This window comes from Paenibacillus farraposensis, assembly GCF_020736845.1.
Classification (GTDB): domain Bacteria; phylum Bacillota; class Bacilli; order Paenibacillales; family Paenibacillaceae; genus Paenibacillus; species Paenibacillus farraposensis.
Window position 1 is genome coordinate 61682 of the sequence record NZ_JAFFQR010000112.1, and the last position, 18799, is coordinate 80480.

The 18799-nt window shown below is 47.2% G+C and carries 21 protein-coding genes; all 21 read right to left on the reverse strand.

Annotation, left to right across the window (positions count from 1 at the left end):
- Positions 1-43: 43 nt before the first annotated feature.
- The 21 genes from JO375_RS18740 to flgG all read right to left on the reverse strand — a co-directional run bounded on the left by JO375_RS18740 (position 44) and on the right by flgG (position 18771).
- On the reverse strand, positions 44-832 hold the full coding sequence (locus JO375_RS18740; protein WP_229525891.1) for a FliA/WhiG family RNA polymerase sigma factor: 789 nt from the start codon (positions 830-832) through the stop codon (positions 44-46).
- 14 nt (positions 833-846) lie between these two features.
- The gene (locus JO375_RS18745; RefSeq protein ID WP_229525892.1) at positions 847-1260 is read right to left on the reverse strand and encodes a hypothetical protein; all 414 of its coding nucleotides are present in this window, start codon (positions 1258-1260) and stop codon (positions 847-849) included.
- 2 nt (positions 1261-1262) lie between these two features.
- Positions 1263-1760 (reverse strand): chemotaxis protein CheD, encoded by a 498-nt coding sequence (locus JO375_RS18750; RefSeq protein ID WP_229525893.1) that lies wholly within the window; start codon positions 1758-1760, stop codon positions 1263-1265.
- On the reverse strand, positions 1753-2379 hold the full coding sequence (locus JO375_RS18755) for a chemotaxis protein CheC (RefSeq protein ID WP_229525894.1): 627 nt from the start codon (positions 2377-2379) through the stop codon (positions 1753-1755). The genes JO375_RS18750 and JO375_RS18755 overlap by 8 nt, the downstream gene beginning before the upstream one ends.
- Before the next feature lie 4 nt (positions 2380-2383).
- Positions 2384-2845, reverse strand: a complete 462-nt coding sequence (locus JO375_RS18760; protein ID WP_229525895.1) for a chemotaxis protein CheW — start codon at positions 2843-2845, stop codon at positions 2384-2386.
- 63 nt (positions 2846-2908) lie between these two features.
- Positions 2909-5005 (reverse strand): chemotaxis protein CheA, encoded by a 2097-nt coding sequence (locus JO375_RS18765; RefSeq protein WP_229525896.1) that lies wholly within the window; start codon positions 5003-5005, stop codon positions 2909-2911.
- 33 nt (positions 5006-5038) lie between these two features.
- Entirely contained in the window at positions 5039-6568 is a 1530-nt protein-coding gene (locus tag JO375_RS18770; protein ID WP_229525897.1) for a chemotaxis protein CheB, read from the reverse strand.
- Positions 6569-6598: 30 nt separating this feature from the next.
- Positions 6599-7486 (reverse strand): MinD/ParA family protein, encoded by an 888-nt coding sequence (locus JO375_RS18775; RefSeq protein WP_229525898.1) that lies wholly within the window; start codon positions 7484-7486, stop codon positions 6599-6601.
- Positions 7483-8892: a flagellar biosynthesis protein FlhF gene (gene flhF / locus JO375_RS18780; protein ID WP_229525899.1), complete on the reverse strand. Its 1410-nt coding sequence runs from the start codon at positions 8890-8892 to the stop codon at positions 7483-7485. The genes JO375_RS18775 and flhF overlap by 4 nt, the downstream gene beginning before the upstream one ends.
- Entirely contained in the window at positions 8889-10922 is a 2034-nt protein-coding gene (flhA, locus tag JO375_RS18785; RefSeq protein WP_229525900.1) for a flagellar biosynthesis protein FlhA, read from the reverse strand. Before flhA ends, flhF begins: the two co-directional genes overlap by 4 nt.
- Before the next feature lie 23 nt (positions 10923-10945).
- A complete protein-coding gene (gene flhB, locus JO375_RS18790) occupies positions 10946-12058 on the reverse strand; it encodes a flagellar biosynthesis protein FlhB (protein ID WP_229525901.1) in 1113 nt (370 codons plus the stop codon).
- Positions 12058-12843, reverse strand: coding sequence for a flagellar biosynthetic protein FliR (fliR, locus tag JO375_RS18795; protein ID WP_229525902.1), 786 nt, complete (start codon positions 12841-12843; stop codon positions 12058-12060). The genes flhB and fliR overlap by 1 nt, the downstream gene beginning before the upstream one ends.
- Before the next feature lie 10 nt (positions 12844-12853).
- Positions 12854-13123 carry a flagellar biosynthesis protein FliQ gene (gene fliQ, locus JO375_RS18800; RefSeq protein WP_229525903.1) on the reverse strand — a complete coding sequence of 90 codons (270 nt, stop codon included), beginning with the start codon at positions 13121-13123 and terminating at the stop codon, positions 12854-12856.
- Between the two features lie 37 nt (positions 13124-13160).
- Entirely contained in the window at positions 13161-13916 is a 756-nt protein-coding gene (fliP, locus tag JO375_RS18805) for a flagellar type III secretion system pore protein FliP (RefSeq protein WP_229525904.1), read from the reverse strand.
- Entirely contained in the window at positions 13913-14446 is a 534-nt protein-coding gene (locus JO375_RS18810) for a flagellar biosynthetic protein FliO (protein WP_229525905.1), read from the reverse strand. The genes fliP and JO375_RS18810 overlap by 4 nt, the downstream gene beginning before the upstream one ends.
- A 12-nt stretch (positions 14447-14458) precedes the next feature.
- Positions 14459-14824 carry a response regulator gene (locus JO375_RS18815; protein ID WP_010346372.1) on the reverse strand — a complete coding sequence of 122 codons (366 nt, stop codon included), beginning with the start codon at positions 14822-14824 and terminating at the stop codon, positions 14459-14461.
- 30 nt (positions 14825-14854) lie between these two features.
- Entirely contained in the window at positions 14855-16165 is a 1311-nt protein-coding gene (gene fliY, locus JO375_RS18820) for a flagellar motor switch phosphatase FliY (protein ID WP_229525906.1), read from the reverse strand.
- Complete coding sequence (fliM, locus tag JO375_RS18825) at positions 16155-17153, reverse strand: flagellar motor switch protein FliM (RefSeq protein ID WP_229525907.1); 999 nt, start codon at positions 17151-17153, stop codon at positions 16155-16157. The genes fliY and fliM overlap by 11 nt, the downstream gene beginning before the upstream one ends.
- Positions 17154-17197: 44 nt before the next feature.
- Positions 17198-17671 (reverse strand): flagellar basal body-associated FliL family protein, encoded by a 474-nt coding sequence (locus JO375_RS18830; protein ID WP_229525908.1) that lies wholly within the window; start codon positions 17669-17671, stop codon positions 17198-17200.
- Positions 17668-17892 (reverse strand): flagellar FlbD family protein, encoded by a 225-nt coding sequence (locus tag JO375_RS18835; RefSeq protein WP_229525909.1) that lies wholly within the window; start codon positions 17890-17892, stop codon positions 17668-17670. Before JO375_RS18835 ends, JO375_RS18830 begins: the two co-directional genes overlap by 4 nt.
- A 60-nt stretch (positions 17893-17952) precedes the next feature.
- Positions 17953-18771, reverse strand: a complete 819-nt coding sequence (gene flgG / locus JO375_RS18840; RefSeq protein ID WP_229525910.1) for a flagellar basal body rod protein FlgG — start codon at positions 18769-18771, stop codon at positions 17953-17955.
- Positions 18772-18799 lie beyond the last annotated feature (28 nt).

Sequence of the window (18799 nt, forward strand, 5' to 3'; positions counted from 1 at the left end):
GGGGTGCTCCTTCCGTCTAACTGATACTGTAACCTCCCGTATGTTAATCTTTACGCATTAACAAATCCCGTTGTTTATCCAATGTCGCTCTCAAACGTAGTATTGCTTTGGAATGCAACTGCGAAATTCTTGAAGGAGAAAGCGACATGACCTCAGCAATCTCGCTGAGTGACAAGTCCTCGTAATACAATAAAGAAACAACGATACGCTCTTTTTCAGTCAATTTGTCAATGCCTTGTGCAAGCGCATCGCGGAGTGTAAATTCATTGACTTTATGATCCGGATTTTTTGCCTTTTCGTCCACCAGCAGGGAAAGCCGTGTTTCCGACTCTTCCTCGCGGATCGGGTCCTCTAGTGAAACGATCGACATCACGGCGACTTCCTGAATCATATTTTGAAATTCTTTTTCAGAGACGTCTAAATAATGGCTCATCTCTTTATCGCTTACCGTACGCAAATATCTCTGTTCCAAGTGCTGGTAGGCATCTTCAATTTTCTTTGCTTTTTCCCTTACCGAACGAGGAACCCAATCTCCTTGACGAAGACCATCCAAAATCGCTCCGCGAACACGCCAAGAAGCATAAGTCTCAAACTGTAAACCACGTTCATAGTCAAACTTTTCCAAAGCATCAATCAAGCCCATAACACCGTTACTCGCCAGATCGTCTTTGGATACATTTTTAGGTAAGCCTACTGCAAGCCGACCTGACACATACTCCACAATATGAAGATACTTTTCAATTAACTGCTTTTTTGCTTCCTTGTCACCGTGTTCTTTCCATTGCTCCCACAGCTCCGAATGGTTTAAATGAGCGGCTTTTCGCTCGTTCATCGGCTTCACCCTCCTTATTTGTCTGTCAGGTGACGAACGGCCTTGGCCAATTCTTCAGGGTTCTTGTTGGAAACCAGCTTAGGCGGGTTTAAAGGTGCAAAACCGTTATCTCCCACGTCCGTCTGCTCTGGTTTCGGTTTCAGCAAATCATTCAGATTCTCATTTTCGTCTGGTGTCGTCAAGTCCAGATTTTCTCCCACGCCATCCACTTGAGAGCTTGCCCGGCTTTGGGCGTTCCCCAGATCTGGCCGCGCTACAACACCAAGTGTCCAGCGCAGCACAAATGCAAGCAGGAACCAAAAAACAAAGGCGATCAAGCCACGAATTAAGCTCGTGGTCAGCAGATTGCTGCCAACGGACAACACAAAAGTCAGAATGAATCCGACTACTCCAGACCAAAGATTAATGCGTAAGCTGCCAAATAACATGATTATAATTCCTTTACACCTTTTTGTACGCTTCGAATGTTCAAAACGCCAGTTTCACTATCCAACTCAATCGTACGTCCGTAATTACCGCCCGTATCCTCTGCCACCAAAGGAATACCGAGATGTACGAGCATTTCCTTGCATGATTCTACATTACGCGGGCCAATCCTCATGGTATCTCCGCTTCCGGCGAAGGCAAACATCTGCGCTCCGCCTGCCATTTTGGCAATCAATCTGCGGCGTTCGGCTCCCAATTTCAGCATCCGCTCCAATAGCTCGGGCAGGGCTGTATCCGCGTATTTGGCAATGTTCAGTTGTCCTTCACGTGCAATGTCCGAGGACGGTAGCATCACGTGTGCCATACCTGCCAGTTTCAAATGCGGATCATAGAGGGTCAATCCGACGCAGGAGCCAAGTCCTGTCGTGCGAATCAAATTCGGGCTGCTGGTTACATTCAAGTCAGCCATGCCGACCTTAATAATGCTTTTATCCTCAATCATCGTTCAACGGGACTCCTAACGACCTAAATATTTTCTCGAACGAGTCTGGATCAGGAATCAGGAAAAATTGACCTTCAATCTGATTCTGCCCTTCCAAAAACGATGTGTCAATCAATAAAGCCGCATCCCCCATTTGCCCAAATTGCAGCAGGCCGTAGCTTAGGATGGCTCCCGCCATATCCATAGCCAGCGCAGGAACTGTCGGATACATAGACAAACGTGTGAAATCGGCCAGTGAGGACAGGTATGAGCCTGCTAAAATATTACCGATCTCGGATAAGGCTGAATGCTCCATTTCGTTAAAGCTGTCCTCGTCATCAGAAGGAATGCTCGCCAAACGGGAAAGAAGACTTTTGGCTGCCTGAGGCTGCAATATAAAAAACAGATTGCCGGGTGCTTCCCCTTCGACTCTAAAAAACACTGCAACAACAAGTTGTTCATAGCCGCCGACTTTTTCGGCAATTTCCTCAAAGGGTAGCATTTGTACTTTAGGCACACCCATGTCAATCGGTTTATTGAGAAGCCGGGAAAGCGCTGTAGCAGCGTTTCCCGAGCCAATGTTGCCAACTTCTTTCAAAACATCTAGCTTGAAGTCTTCGAGATTTCTAAGATTTTCCATAAAATTAATCCTCTAAGCCTTCCAGTTGGTTCATTTCGCTTCGATTGAGGACTTCGGACAAGTTCAGCATGATCAACAGGCGCTCTTCACCAATTTTAGCCACTCCGCGAAGGTATTTAGCCTTGACTCCGCCGATCACTTCAGGAGGTGTCTCAATGTTATCGGTATTCAGGTCGATAACGTCATTCGCTGAATCGACGATAAAGCCGACTTGCATCTCACCGACTGCAACGATAATGATCCGGGTTTGATCCGTATATTCAGCCTCAGGCAATCCAAAACGGCCGCGGAGGTCAATAACCGGAATGACTACGCCTCTCATGTTGAATACGCCTTTAACAAAATCATATGTTCTTGGGACCCGTGTAATCGGCATCATGCGTTCGATCGATTGGACTTTTTCTACTTCAACACCGTATTCTTCTTTACCAAGCTTAAATACGATAACTTTAATTTCTTCTCCCATGTCTAAAAACCCTCCTTATTGATGTCAGCAATCTCACATTTTCTTTCATTTTTAATGAAGACATTATTTAATGAAAACATTCGGGTCGATGATCAAAGCAACCTGACCGTCACCCAGAATTGTGGCGCCTGAAATTCCTTGGATGGCCGGAAGATACTTGCCCAAATTTTTAAGGACAATTTCACTTTGTCCCAAAAAGTCCTGCACAGAAAGAGCTGCCAGACGGTCTCCCTTACGGATGACCACAACTTCTGTCTCTTCTTCTTCATCCTCATTGAAGTCCGGCACCTCAAATAGCTGACTCAAGGAGATAAGCGGGATATGGGAATCGCGGAAAGCGATCATTTTATTACCATGTACCGAACGAATTTGTGTCCGTTTGACGATCGCAGTCTCCACAATGGAGGACAGTGGAATGGCGTATTTTTCAGAACCGATCTGTATCATCATAGCTGCAATAATGGACAGGGTTAGCGGCAATTGTACAGAGAAATTGGTGCCTTTGCCGAGTGTAGAATGAACGGTAACATTGCCGCCCAAAGCGGTAATTTTGGATTTAACCACATCCAGACCGACACCCCGACCGGATACGTCTGAAATGACCGCAGCTGTGCTGAAACCTGGAGCAAACAATACCTGATAGGCTTCCTCGTCAGTCATGACGGCTGCCTGATCTTCTGTTAAAATTCCTTTGGAAATAGCACTGTTTAGAACCTTCTCACGATTAATGCCATTGCCGTCATCTTCGATTTCGATAAACACGTTGTTTCCGCTATGGAAGGCACGCAATTGTACCGTTCCTGTCTCCGGTTTGCCAGCCGCAATACGGTCAGCTACTGGCTCGATACCATGGTCCACGGAGTTACGAAGCAAATGCACCAGAGGGTCGCCGATTTCATCGATAACAGTACGGTCCATTTCGGTATCTGCGCCAGTGATAACCAGCTCCAGTTTTTTATCTAGCGATTTGGCCAGATCTCGTACCATACGCGGAAAACGATTGAAGACCGTATCCACCGGAACCATCCGCAATTTAAGCACGACGTTTTGCAAATCGCTGCTCACTCGGCTCATATGCTCCACCGTCTCGGTGAGAGCCGGATTGGAAGCCTCGCTCGCCAGTTGCTCCAACCGCACACGGTCAATGAGCAGCTCGCTGAATAAATTCATCAGCACGTCCAGACGTTCAATATCTACACGAATGGTACGATTATGCGTAGGTGCAGCCGCTTTGGCTGCTGGTGCTTTACCCGCCGCCGGCTTAGCGGCAGAGGCCGCAGCTGAAGACTGCGGCTGGGATGGAGCGGGATGCCCTGCGGTAACAGATGCCTCCTGCACCACAGCAGCCTCTGCCAGTCCAGCAGTAACTTCGCTCATTTGTCTAAGCGATTCCTGATCCAACTTTACTACGGAGACAGTGTCGATTTCAGAAATACCCGCGATTTCCTTTTCCAGCTCCCCGACTTCTTTCTGCGTTATGTAATATAACGAGAAGCTTTGATCGAATTTCTCTTGTTCAATATCTTGTACTGATGGATAGGATTTGACAATTTCACCGGAGTTTTCCAAGGTGTTGAAGACCATAAAAGCACGTGCTGCCTTCAGTTGGCTGTCTGAACTGATGGTTACCTGTATATAGTGAACACGATGTCCCTCGGAAATGGATTGTTCCAGTACAGAATATTGAAATTGATCCAGCACAAGCCCCGTACTATCGCTGCTGTCCGCATTTTTGGATGAAGAGTCCTCAGAAACAGCACCCCTACCGGACTTTTGGAAATCACCGCTCACAATGGATTGCAGTGAAGCTACAATGGAGGAAACATCCGCTTTTCCATCGCCGCCCTCTGTAATGTTCTGCACCATGGACTCCAGAGCATCCAATCCTTTGAATAAGGTATCGAATATAAATTCATGCATCGCCAACTTGTTGTTACGTACCAGGTCAAGAACGTTTTCCATTTGGTGAGTAAGCGATGCAAGGTCTTCAAACCCCATCGTTGCAGCCATTCCCTTGAGGGTATGGGCAGAACGGAAAATCACCTGAACGATGCCGAGATCGGTAGGGTTACTTTCCAATTGAAGCATATTTTCGTTAAGAGATTGCAGATGATCATTCGACTCATCAATAAACATGTTTAAATATTGGTTCATGTCCATTGAGAGACACCTCCTCCATGAGTTACACTCCGATTATTTCACAACCTGTACAAGCTTGGGGGCGATCTCCTGCATCGGCAGAAGGTGACGCACACATTTTAACTCCACTGCTGAGCGGGGCATTCCGTACACTACACAGGTTTCCTCATTTTCGGCAAATGTAGATTGTACCCCGGCATCATAAAGCTTTTTCATCATTTTGGCTCCATCGCTTCCCATACCAGTTAACAACACCAGATGCCTTTCCAGCGATGTTAATGAGAGCAAGGATTCAAACATCGTATCAACCGAAGGACGGTGACCATTACGTGCCTCTTCCATCTTCAGGGACACGGTGTATTTGCTGCCCGCTCCTGATACAATTCTTAACTGATATCCCCCTGGAGCGATGTAAGCAGTACCAGTCTCCAGCGTCATTCCCTGCTCTGCCTCCACTACCCGAAGTGGACTGAGCGTATTCAGACGCTGTGCCAACGAGCGAGTGAAGTTGGGCGGCATGTGCTGAACGATGACGATGGGAGCCGGGAAATCTCCCGGAATACGCTCCAGCAGCGTCTTGAGCGCCCGTGGGCCGCCTGTAGAACAGCCAACTGCGACGAGCTTGCGAAAATTGGACGTATGCAGACCCTTTTTATGAGACAGTTCTTTGGGTGTAGTCGAAACCGCAGGTGCCGTTACCGGAGTCGCAGCGGCTGCAGGAGTGGAAGAAGCCGATGAAGTTACGGTCTTCCGTGTCTCCGGCTTGACGAGCCCTGCCTTGTCCATACTGTGCAGCGATTTGGCAGCAGTCGTACCGGAAATATTCAGCTGCCCCGGCGTTCGTGCCGTTCCCTTCGAAGGTTCCGGCTTCGGCTGCGCAGCAGGTGTCTTCCCTGGCTTGCCCGGCTGAGCCGAGGATGAAGCTTTGTGCTCACCTGCCACAGATGAGCCTGACTGCTGCCGTTTTGTTTCTGGCTTGGCCGCGGCCTGGGCGGACTTGCCGGCACCTCGCTTTGGTTGCGCCGATGCAACAGGTGGCGGAGTCATGCGAGCCTTCTCTGCCAATGCTTCCGTGCGTTTTTGTGCCGCCGGTTCCGCTGAAGAGGTCGCGGACGGTGTTTTTTCCGCTTGCTCCAGCGCCGCTTTGCGCTCATTAGCTTCCTTGCGCTCCATGCGGCTGCGTACGGCTTGCATAGCAGCATGCATCTGCTCCAGCAGCTCCTTACTCACCTGCTCAATGTCTTGCGCATGGGTAATGGAAGGCTTTCTTATGAAATCGAAAGCTCCTGCTTCCAAAGCCATGATCGTCTCCTTCATCCCTTGTTCATTAATGCCAGACAGCATAATAACAGGCAACGGATGTGCTGCCATAATCAGCGGCAATGCTTCAAGCCCATTCATTTCAGGCATTTCGACATCCATAGTAACCAGATCGGGCTGCAGTTCCTTCACTTTCTCTACAGCCTCTTTGCCATTGGCGGCAGTACCTACGATGTTGAACGACTTATCCCTTACAATTAAATCTGAAATAATTTTGCGCATGAAGGCCGAATCATCTACAACCAGCACCCGGTAAGCACACATGTTAAACACCTCTGTTTTCTCTCATCAAAATCAATGCATCGAACGCCGCAGCCATTTTTGCATAAAACCCTTAATTCCGCTGGGTGTACCTGATTGCGGGGCCTGTGGCATTGCTGCAAAACGGTGTGCCAGATTCAATACATCTCTGGAAGCCGCACATCCCGGGAAAGCAACCCAAAAAGGTACTTGTCTTTTGACCGCCTGTATGACATGACGATCATCACTGATATGCCCGAGCAACGGGATCTCGATCTCCAAAAAGCGTCTCGCAACAAGTGCGATCTTATCGGCAGCTTGACGAGCCTCATTATCGTTATCGGCACGATTGACGATAATTTTGAATACCGTATCCTTCTGCACCCCACTCACGACTTTGATTAGCGCATAAGCATCTGTTAAGGACGTCGGTTCCGGTGTGGTTACAACCAAGCATTCATCAGCAGAGGCGATGAATTTAAGACTTTCCTTAGACAAACCTGCACCCGTGTCAAACAAAACATAATCCATATTTGCCGCCATTATCTCCACTTCATTGGCAAAATAATTCAGATCATCATCTGACAGCGAAAACAGCTCACTTAAACCCGAACCTCCAGCAATATAAGGCAAACCACCTACACCATACTGAATAATTTCGTCTATTGATTTTTCCCGTTTTAGCAGGTGAAGAAGATTATATTGTGAATTGACCCCCATCAGGACATCAATATTGGCCATACCAATATCAGCATCAAATACAAGTACCCGTCGACCAAGGGATTGCAGGGCCAGAGCAAAGTTGAGCGTGAAATTGGATTTGCCTACTCCGCCTTTGCCGCTGGTGACCGTTACAATTTTCGCTTGGCGATCACGTGGGGGCAATCGGAATTTATTCAAGGCTAAAACCATTTGTCTAAGTGATTGAGCTTGGTCACTCATAACGAATCTCCGTTATCCCCTGATGATGATTTGGTTCCGAGCAGCATGTTTGTCACCATTTCTACGTCTGGATGAAGAAGGTCGTCAGGAACATTTTGTCCATTCGTGATATAAGCCAGCTGCATCGGAAAATGATGCAACAGATTAAACACTCCGCCACAACTGCCTGTCTCATCCATCTTTGTGAATACCACCTTGCCAAGACCGAACTTGCTAAAATGGCCGGTGATATTGAGCATATCCTTGCTTTTGGACGTCATGCTGAGCACCAGATACGTCTCACTTTCCTCAATAGGTGAAAGCAGGCTTTGCAATTCGGAAACCAACAGCTCATTCCGATAGTTTCGTCCCGCAGTATCCATGAGGATCAGGTCACAATGGTCCAGACGCTGAATGGCTCTCTGGACATCTCCAGGAGATTGCACAACCTCAAGCGGTACATTCAGTATCGCAGCATATGTACGCAATTGCTCGACGGCTGAAATGCGATACGTATCCGAAGTAATAAACCCAACCTTCCGATTATGCTTAAACAACTGCTCGGCTGCCAGTTTGGCAATGGTTGTCGTTTTCCCCCCCCCTGTGGGACCTGCCACATACACAATTTTGGTATCTCTGGAGATGCCCTTGTCCAGCCTTGTCCGAATAAATTCGCTTACTTCTTCGCGAAGGGCCTGCTCCCAATCAAATGACTCCGGAGCAAAAGGATGTACACTGCGGCGCTCATATACCCGCTCCAGCCAATACTCCAGCAGCTCACGTTCAACTTCCTGATCCAGCAAATGCTCACACATTTCATGCAGTGGCTCAGGCCAAGCATTTTCTAATGAAGAGTTCCGGGAAAAGCGAGCCATCATGGCTTTCATTTCCCGCAGCTCATTGAGCATGGTCTGACTTTCTTCTGTCTGGCTGTCAGCAGTGCCGATCATGGCTGCCACCCCTGTTTCAACTGGTTGCCTCAATTGCTCACCGGATGTCTTCAGATTTGAAAGTAAAGATTCCTTTTTGAGTACTTGAGAATGCTCAATTGCTGAAGCAGCTTGTTTTATACCAGCTGTTACAACAGCCGATCCCTCTCCGGTGGCGCTCGTCATTTGCGTCACTTGTCGGTAAGCTTCTGGGGCGGCTTGTCTGGGAACCACTGGCGCAGACGGCATCTCCGTCTGCTTAGGCTCCTTCCCCATAGGAAAAAGTTGTTGTGGCGGGGTTTCCATCTGCTGAAGCTTTTGAGATTGTTTCTCTTCTATCGCAGCGATCACTTCGATTTTCTTTTTAGTGAACATCCCCATAAACCCGCCGACCTTGATTTCTTTCGTGCTTAAAATGACGGCATCCGTCCCCAGGTTACCCCTGATCTGCAGCATAGCTTCCGGTATCGTATCCACTACGTATCGCTTAACTCTCATAAGTTCACCACCCCGACACTTTGAATTTCAACGTTCGGCTCCAGCTCACTATAGGAGAGTACCGGGACATCCTGCATGGTCCGTTCCATCACCTGCCGCAAATACATTCGAATCGTCGGTGACGTTAATACGATTGGCTGCTGACCGGATTGAATGAGACGATTGATTTGCTCCATCATCTTCTGATACACGGTTTGCGTTGACACCGGATCAAGAGCTAAATAACTACCTTGCTCCGACTGTTGTACACTTTCGGCAATTTTTTTCTCCAGTCCCGGCCCTACGGTAATGACACGCAGTGTCTCACCTTGCTGGGCAAACTGCTGTGTAATCTGACGGGACAGCGCCTGACGTACGTATTCTGTCAGTACATCAGGATCTTTGGTATAGGTACCGTAATCAGCCAGCGTTTCGAAAATGGTCACCAAATCGCGAATGGAGATTTTTTCTTTCAACAGCTTGGCCAATACCTTCTGTACATCTCCAATGGTCAGCACCGAAGGAATAAGATCGTCGACCAGCACCGGATAATTCTCCTTGAGATTATCGACGAGCGACCGCGTTTCCTGTCTGCCAAGCAGCTCATGAGCATGCTTCTTGATCGTTTCTGTCAGGTGAGTAGCGACGACTGAAGGCGGATCAACAACGGTATAGCCTGATAGTTCGGCAACATCCTTGGTATTCTCATCAATCCAGAGCGCAGGCAGTCCGAAGGCAGGTTCTGTCGTTTCGATCCCTGAAATCGAATCATCGTCAAATCCCGGACTCATGGCAAGGTAATGGTTCAACAACAGCTCTCCGCCGCCTACCGTGTTGCCTTTGATTTTAATTACATATTCGTTAGGCTTGAGCTGAATATTATCCCGTATGCGAATGACTGGTACAACCAGCCCCAACTCCAAGGCGCATTGACGGCGAATCATAATAATCCGGTCCAGCAAATCCCCGCCTTGCTGCGTATCAGCCAGCGGAATCAGGCCGTACCCGAATTCAAATTCAATTGGATCAACTTGAAGCAAATTAATGACACTTTCCGGACTGCGTACCTCTTCAATCTGTTGTTCCTCCTCCAGCTGTTCATCGGCTATCTGCTTGCGTGTCATATTGCCCTGCATTCTTCGGGCTGCGAAAAATAGCAGAACCGCCAGCGGGAGCGTTGTAATGATATGAATTGGTGTGAAAAAGCCTAATAGTGCAATCGTGACAGCTACAATATAGATCAGTTTTGGATAAGAGAAAAGCTGTCCAGTCAAGTCCTCTGCCAGATTTCCATCCGACGTGGCACGTGTAACAATCAAGCCTGACGCTGTAGATATAAGCAGTGCAGGAATCTGGCTTACCAGTCCGTCACCGATGGTGAGAACAGAATAAGTTGACAGCGCCTCTTGAAATCCTTTTCCCTGAATGGCGATACCGATGATAAAACCGCCGACCAGGTTAATGATCAAAATGATGATACTGGCGATGGCATCCCCTTTAACAAATTTACTGGCACCATCCATCGCTCCGTAAAAATCCGCTTCCTGTTCGATTTTACCGCGTCGTTCACGGGCTTGCTGCTCGTTGATCAGACCTGCGTTCAGATCTGCATCAATACTCATTTGTTTCCCCGGCATCGCGTCCAGTGTAAACCGTGCGCCTACCTCAGCAACCCGCTCCGAGCCCTTGGTGATCACAATAAACTGTACGACCACGAGAATGAGGAAGACTACAAAACCGACTGCAATTTGTCCGCCTGCTATCCAGCTGCCGAAAGTTGCAACAACTTCCCCTGCGTGCCCCTCGCCTAAAATGAGCTTGGTTGTAGAAATGTTAAGCGCCAAACGAAACAATGTCGTGATAAGCAGCAATGAAGGAAAGATCGAGAATTGCAAAGCTTCCTTCGTGTTCATAGAAACCAGCAGAATCATCAATGCAATAGATATGTTGATGACAAGTAGAATATCGAGCAGCCATGAAGGGATCGGGAGAATCATCATAAGAACGATGCCGATGACGCCTGCAAGGACAGTTATTTCTTTCATTTTCATGGGTCTCTAGGCCTCCGATCCCTTTATTTCACTTTACCTTTTAATTTATATACATACGCCAGCACTTCAGCGACGGCCTGGAACAGGTCAGCTGGTATCGCATCCCCGATTTCGGCTCTTTGAAACAGCGCCCGCGCCAGCGGCTTGTTTTCCATCGTTATAACGCCGTGTTGCTTGGCTATTTCCTTAATTCGGAGCGCTACGTAATCTTGCCCTTTCGCAATAATCTGAGGGGCTTCCATCTCCGCACCGTCATATTTCAAAGCCACAGCAAAGTGCGTAGGGTTGGTAATGATGACATCTGCATTAGGAACCTCCTGCATCATGCGCTGCATGGCCATCCGGCGCTGCCGCTCGCGGATTTTTCCTTTGATCAGGGGGTCACCCTCCATTTTCTTGTACTCATCCTTGATATCCTGTTTGGACATCCTCAGATTTTTCTCAAATTCAAAGCGTTGATACAAATAATCCAGTACCGCTAAAATGAACAGCACCACACCGATTTTAAGCCCAAGCTCCATCGTTAATGAAGCCGTAAAGCTCAGCATTTGATCGCCGGACATTTCAGCCAGTTTGGGCAGGTCGGCCTTCGTTTTCCAGAGCACGCTGTACACCAGATAACCAATCACGGTCATCTTTAACACAGATTTCAGGAATTCAACCAATGACCTCATGGAAAAGATATTTTTGAAGCCTTTAATCGGATCAATCTTGCTAAACTTGGGCATGATGCCCTCTCCGGTCAATAAAAAACCGATCTGCATGTAATTCGCCGCTACCCCGATGACAATAGCTCCTATAAAAATAGGTGCCAGCATAATTATGATTTGCACACCATATTCACCCATCATGAGCAGCGTTGAATTTGGAGTTACCTCTGTAGAAAGCCGGTTCATAAAAATATCCTGAAACAAGCGGACCGCATGTTCCTTGAAATATCCGCCAAAAACCATAAGACAAAAAAACGTAACCAGCAGGACACCTGCGGCGGGCAGCTCCATGCTTTTGGCAACCTGCCCTTTTTGTCTTGCATCCTGCTTTTTTTTGGGTGTAGCTTTTTCCGTTTTTTCCCCTGAGAATAACTGCAGGTTCATAGCATATCTAAATGTCAAACTACGTTCCTCCAGACCAGACATTAGGGACGATGGCCCATAACATCTAACAAGTTGCGCATGAATTCGAACATCATGGAAAACAATTTTTCGAATATAAAAGCAAAACTCGGCATAAGAAGCAGCAACATAAACAGTCCCACAATAATCTTAAGCGGTACACCAATGACAAAAATGTTAAACTGAGGTGCTGTTTTGGCTAAAAAGCCGAGTCCGACATCCGTCAAAAAGGTAGCCACGACGATAGGAGCGGCAATTTGGAAGGCCAGCAAAAAGGATTCCGCAAAGGAGCGAACCAGGAATTCAGACACACTGCCACCATACAGCTTTACAAAAAAATCATTAGTCAGCGGTATCCAATCATAGCTGTATAAGATTGCGTTAAGCAAATGATGATGCCCATTGATACTTAGAAAGAACAATACAGCTACGGCAAACTTGAAATTTCCCGTTAAAGGCGTTGAAGCCCCTGTCATAGGATCAAACACACTGGCCATCCCGAATCCGACCTGCAAATCTATAAATGAACCTGCAGTTTGGATCGCTGTTATGAACAGATATGCAGTAAACCCCAACAACAACCCGATCAACACTTCACGACCCACCAACAGCACATACGCTGCATCAGTCGGCACCTGCTGATGTGTACCGTAGGTAAGATACACGACCAAAGCAATAAATCCTGAAATTCCGATCTTAAAGATATTAGGTACCCCTCGGGTTGAAAAAATAGGCGCTACTACAAAAAATGAGGTAATCCGACAAAAAATCAGCAAAAAAACAGGAAAACTCTCTACCAACATGTTCATAACTTTCAGCCTAACCTATATATTTGTACAAATTGTCCAGAATGTTATACGTAAAGTCCACCAGTGTGGTCAATATCCAGGGTCCGCACAAAAGCAATGCCAGCAATACGGCGACAATCTTCGGAACAAAGGCCAGTGTCTGCTCCTGAATTTGGGTTGTTGCCTGAAAAATGCTGATAATCAAACCCACGACTAGCCCCATAATCAGCATCGGAGCGCTCACCTTGAGTGCAATGTTCACCGCTTGTCCAGCCAGGGAAATAATAAACTCCGAAGTCATTGCCGTCCTCCTCGATTGCTGTCCTTGCAGAAAATATTCATGTGTTAAAGCTCAAAAGCAATGATTTGACGACCAAATACCAGCCATCTACTAGCACAAACAGCAGTATTTTAAAAGGAAGTGAAATCATTACAGGCGGCAGCATCATCATCCCCATAGCCATGAGTGTACTCGACACCACAATGTCTATTACTAAAAATGGGATGAAAATCATAAATCCCATCTGAAATGCCGTTTTCAGCTCACTGATTGCATAAGCCGGGACCATCACCGTTAGCGGAATATCCTGATAATTTTTAGGTTTTTCCATCTTGGTGTACTTCATAAAGAGCAGCAGATCCTTCTCACGTGTATGAGAGAACATAAAGGTTTTGATCGGTACCGATGCCTTGTCCAGCGCCTGAGACTGTGTAATTTCCCCTTTAAGATATGGCTGAAGTGCAGTTTCATTCATGGCCGAGAACGTCGGTGCCATAATGAATAAAGTGAGAAACAAAGCCAGTCCGACAAGCACCTGATTTGGCGGCATCTGCTGTGTTCCCAGCGATGTTCGCACAAAGCCAAGCACGATCACAATTCGTGTAAAACTTGTCATAAGCACAAGCAACGCCGGCGCTACACTAATGACCGTAATAAGTAAAATAATAGACAGCGAGGTGGCACCGGGCTGTCCTTTATCCGAATTGCCGACTTGAATACCAATGTTCGGAATCGGTTCTGCAGAGGCCGCCGTCACCGAAATAAAGCTGAATAAGACAAGCAGCAAACATGCTAGTATAATCTTTTTTCTCATGAATCTCCCGACCGATCTGTAATATTCTCCTCATTGCGCAGCTTTTCAATCTTTTCCTTGCGATTCGGCATCAGCCGAAGCTTGGCTTCAAACATCTCGTGAAAAGATGCCTCCTCTTCAGGTTGCTGCTGTACCGCGTTGTTCCGGCGAAGCTTATCCGCAATTTTAGCGATTAGCGGGGCAATTGGGCCGCGCTGCAGAGAAGCTTCCTGCTCGAGTGCGGCCAATATTTGCTCCACTTCTTCAGGATCGGATACTTTGTCAACAAGCCGGATATCCTCTCCCACACCAATGAGGTACACACTGCTACCAACTTCAACAAGCTGAAGGGATTTATTGGGGCCCAGCCCCACGCCTCCCAGTATGCGAACGGAGCGGTTGCTAAACCAGCTCTGATTTCTTTTGCTCAAAAACCGTATCAAGTACACGATCAGTACGATGATCAAGATTAGCACGAAAAGGACCCAGGCGATGTTACCTATATTGCTGGATGTACTCAATGCGTCAGAGGCACCCTGTTTTGTACCCATACCGGATGCGCCTTAGACACCCAGCGTTTTGTTGATCGCTTCGATAACCCGATCCGATTGGAAAGGCTTAACGATAAAATCTTTTGCACCAGCTTGAATGGCATCAATAACCATTGCTTGCTGTCCCATCGCAGAACACATGATCACCTTTGCGTTGGCGTCAATTTGTTTGATTTCCTTCAGAGCGGCAATGCCGTCCATTTCAGGCATCGTAATATCCATCGTAATCAGGTCCGGACGAAGCTCCTTAAATTTTTCAATCGCCTGTGATCCGTCCTGAGCCTCTCCTACAACTTCAAATCCATTTTTGGACAGGATGTCCCGAATCATCATTCTCATAAATGCAGCATCGTCCACGATCAAAATACGGTTTGCCATCTGAAATAAATCCTCCCTAAAATTATGCTATTATTGTAATTTTTGAATACGGTCCCATTGGCTTACAATATCTGTTACCCGCACACCAAAGTTCTCGTCGATTACGACAACCTCGCCCTTGGCAATCAGTTTGTTGTTAACCAGAATGTCCACCGGCTCCCCGGCAAGTTTGTCCAGTTCAATAATTGAACCTTGCGAGAGCTCCAGAATATCTTTAATTTGCTTTTGGGTCCTTCCTAATTCTACGGTGACTCTAAGGGGAATGTCCATCAATAAATTCAAATTGTTTTCATCCACATGTGAAAATGCACCCGACTGCAAGTTAGAAAATTGTACAGGCTGTACATTTACATTACGTCCCGGTAATGCACCGTAGTGATTAGGCGTTCCATAAGGAGCTTGCGGCGGCATACCTGCTGATGCTCCGTAACCATAGCCTGGAGCGCCTTGCTGCCCATATCCCGGGTCTTGAGGATATGCTGGCGGCTGCTGTCCGTAGCCTGCATTTTGCGGTGCCTGAGCGGCTACCGGTGGCTGCTGGTAGGCTGAAGCAGGCGGTTGCTGCGAAGCCTTGGCTTGTTGCGACATTTCCGGAGCTGCTGTTGCTGCTGTTGCTGCTGTCTGCTCAGCAGACGTTTGTGACTTTTCGTCATCTTCTCCGCTATTCATCAGAGTGGCTACCATCTTTTTGGCAAAGTTTACAGGCAGCAGTTGCATCAGTGTAGAGTCAATGAGTTCTCCAATCAATAAACGGAAGGAAACGGTAATAAGCGTCTCTTCATCTGGCAAACTGGATACACCGTCGCCGTGCATCGGATCTAAAATATCAATTCCCGGCGGTGAGATATTTACAAAACGGTTAAATATGGTAGACATTGAGGTTGCCGATGATCCCATCATCTGGTTCATCGCTTCCTGTACGGCACTGATATGAATTTCATTTAAATCTTCATCCGCCGGATTTCCTTCACCACCAAGCATCAAGTCCGCTATAACCTGTGCATCGCGCTTTCTGATTACGAGCGAGTTAATGCCTTCAAATCCATCGACATAATTCACATGTACTGCTACGTGCGGCTTTGGAAATGCGATTTCAAATTCGGAACGGGTAATAATTGAAACTTCCGGTGTCGTAATGTCCACCTTTTGACCTAGCAATGTGGAAAGAGCCGTTGCTGCGCTGCCGAACGTTATATTACCGATTTCCCCAAGAGCATCCTGCTCCAGGGAAGTCAAAAAATCGTCAACGTTCTTGCCTGCGGGAGTAGAATCCGTCCCCGCTTCAGACTGATTCAGCAAGGCATCAATTTCCTCCTGGGACAAATAGTCTTTACTCGTCAATTTCTTCAACTCCTTCGTTGACAATTTCATCAATTTGTACGGCAACACGATCTCTCACCATGCCGGGGCTTCCTGTAAACTTCAATCTTTCGCCTATCCGGATGGCTAGTCCTTCCTTGACAGGTTTGTTCAATGAAATGACGTCCCCCACCGAAAGGCCAAGAAACTCAGCCACATTTATACGGGATTCACCCAGTTCAGCAATAATCGGAAGCTCTGCTTTGGTGACCCGTAATCTCAAGGCGTCGATCTCTTCAGGCGCCCTTGATTTCTTTTGAGATGTAAACCACTGGTGCGTGGACAGTCTGGCCATAATAGGCTCCAAAACCACATGCGGGATACAGAGATTAATCATCCCTGTGGTATCTCCAATTTTGGTACTGAGCGAAATCAGCGCAATCGTTTCATTCGGCGAAACAATCTGCATAAACTGCGGATTGGTTTCCATCGTCTCCAGTCGCGGCTCAATGTCTAATACCGTTTTCCAGGCCTCTTGCAGGCTATCAAAGGTACGACTAAAAATCCGCTCCATGATTGTCGTCTCGATTTCCGTCAACGCTGTAACCTTGGTTGGGGCCGAGCCTGTTCCCCCGAGAAGCCTGTCCAGCATGGCATAAGCTATATTCGGGTGCACCTCAAGCACCATTCGGCCCTCTAGCGGTTCCGCTTCAAAAATGTTCAGAATGGTCATTTTCGGAATGGAGCGAATGAATTCATCATAAGGAAGCTGCTCCACCTGTACGACATTAATTTGGACAAATGTACGGAGCTGAGCTGAAAAATAAGTGGTCAGAAACCTCGCAAAATTTTCGTGTATTCGCGTCAGACTCCGAATGTGATCCTTGGAAAAACGAAGCGCTCTTTTGAAGTCATAAGCGCGAACTTTCTTTTGGGTATCTTCCTTTTTAAGTTCTTCTGCATCCATTTCACCGGACGAAAGAGCTGCTAAAAGGGCATCAATTTCCCCTTGAGACAGTACATCCACCAATGTTATTCACCCCCCTTACGTGATCCCGACAAGTTCACCTGTCATCAAATGCTTGCCAGTAAAAAGTCTGTAATTTTGGTGTTCCCCAGGTGACCTTCAGGGAGCGACTTGTTGATGAGATCCGTCAGCTTGTCACTGAATTGACTCCGGCCTCTAGCCGATCTGAGCTCATCCGGTTTGGTGTCTGCAAGTAACTGAATAACAATCGGTTTAATGCTAATATCTTTAATTTTTTCAAAAGCTTCTTTTGCTTTGGCATCGTTCAATTGGAAAGAAAGATTCATCTGTACAATGTAATCGGCGTCCGCTAAATTCGTTTTGATACCAGTGATTTCAGAACTTACTTCCACCATTTCTTCTGCTGACAATCTTGGAAGCTGTTCTGTTTCAGCGGCTTGCGCTTTCGGAGTGGCTTCCGACTTCTTCCCGCTAAGCGCTGGTATAAGTACAAAGGCCGCGCCTGCAATCAAAGTAATCGCGAGCAAAATTGTAATGAGCCATGGCAGCATCTTTTTCATTCGTCTTCCTCCATTTGTTGCACTTTTATCGTGGCGGCATGAATGCCGATTTCACGGCTGTAGCCCTTGACCAAGGAGACGACATCTGCCGCTTTTTCCAATACAATCAACCGTTTGCCCGTTACCAAAGTAACGTATGTATCCGGCGTTTCCTCCACAGTCTCAATGAGCAGCGCATTAAGCCACATAGGCGAACCGTTCAGCCGCGTTAACGGGATCATCGTAATACCAACCTCCTGATAGATGCGGAGGAGTCTCTACTCCTCCGCGTTTAAATGAGATTATCGTTTCAAGTTTACAACTTCCTGAAGCACTTCATCCGAAGTCGTAATGATACGCGAGTTCGCCTGGAAACCACGCTGAGCCACGATCATTTCGGTAAATTCGCCAGTCAGATCAACGTTGGACATCTCCAGCTGACCAGCGACGATGGCGCCTGTGCCATTTTCTGTACTGTTTGCTTCCATAGGAGTAACTGCACCTTCTTCACCGGAGTTAACGGTTGCTCGGTACAAGCTCCCCCCGATCTTTTCCAAACCCTCAGGATTGATGACTTTAGTTACCCCGATTTTAGTTTGATTGTCTACAGTGCCATCTGACAACTGCTGGACAATCGTTCCATCCGGAGAAATAGAAAATGAGGTAGTTGAAGAGTTCAACTGAATGGGAGCCCCCCCGCTTGAATCTGCGACGAGTAACCCGTCTGATGTAACCAACTGTCGATTTGCGTCAACATGAAAATCTCCAGCCCGGGTCAAATATGGAACGTCTTGGTCCCCTGTCATTTTGACCAGAAAAAAACCATCACCATTAATTCGCAAGTCCGTTGGATTGTTCGTTGTCATGGCACTTCCGGGCAAATGAAGCGTGTCAATTGAGCCTACAGTCGACCCTAATCCAACTTGCTTAGCGTTAGTACCCCCGGTCGCGTCTCCAGGTGCACTAGCCCCCTTACTTGTTTGACTCAAAATATCCTTGAACATCACCCGGCTGGACTTGAAGCCTGTTGTATTTACGTTAGCAATATTGTTACCGATAACGTCCAGCTTCGTTTGGAAGCCCTTCATGCCCGATACACCTGAATACATTGATCTCAACATTGAGTATAAATCCTCCTCTGTTTGGTTG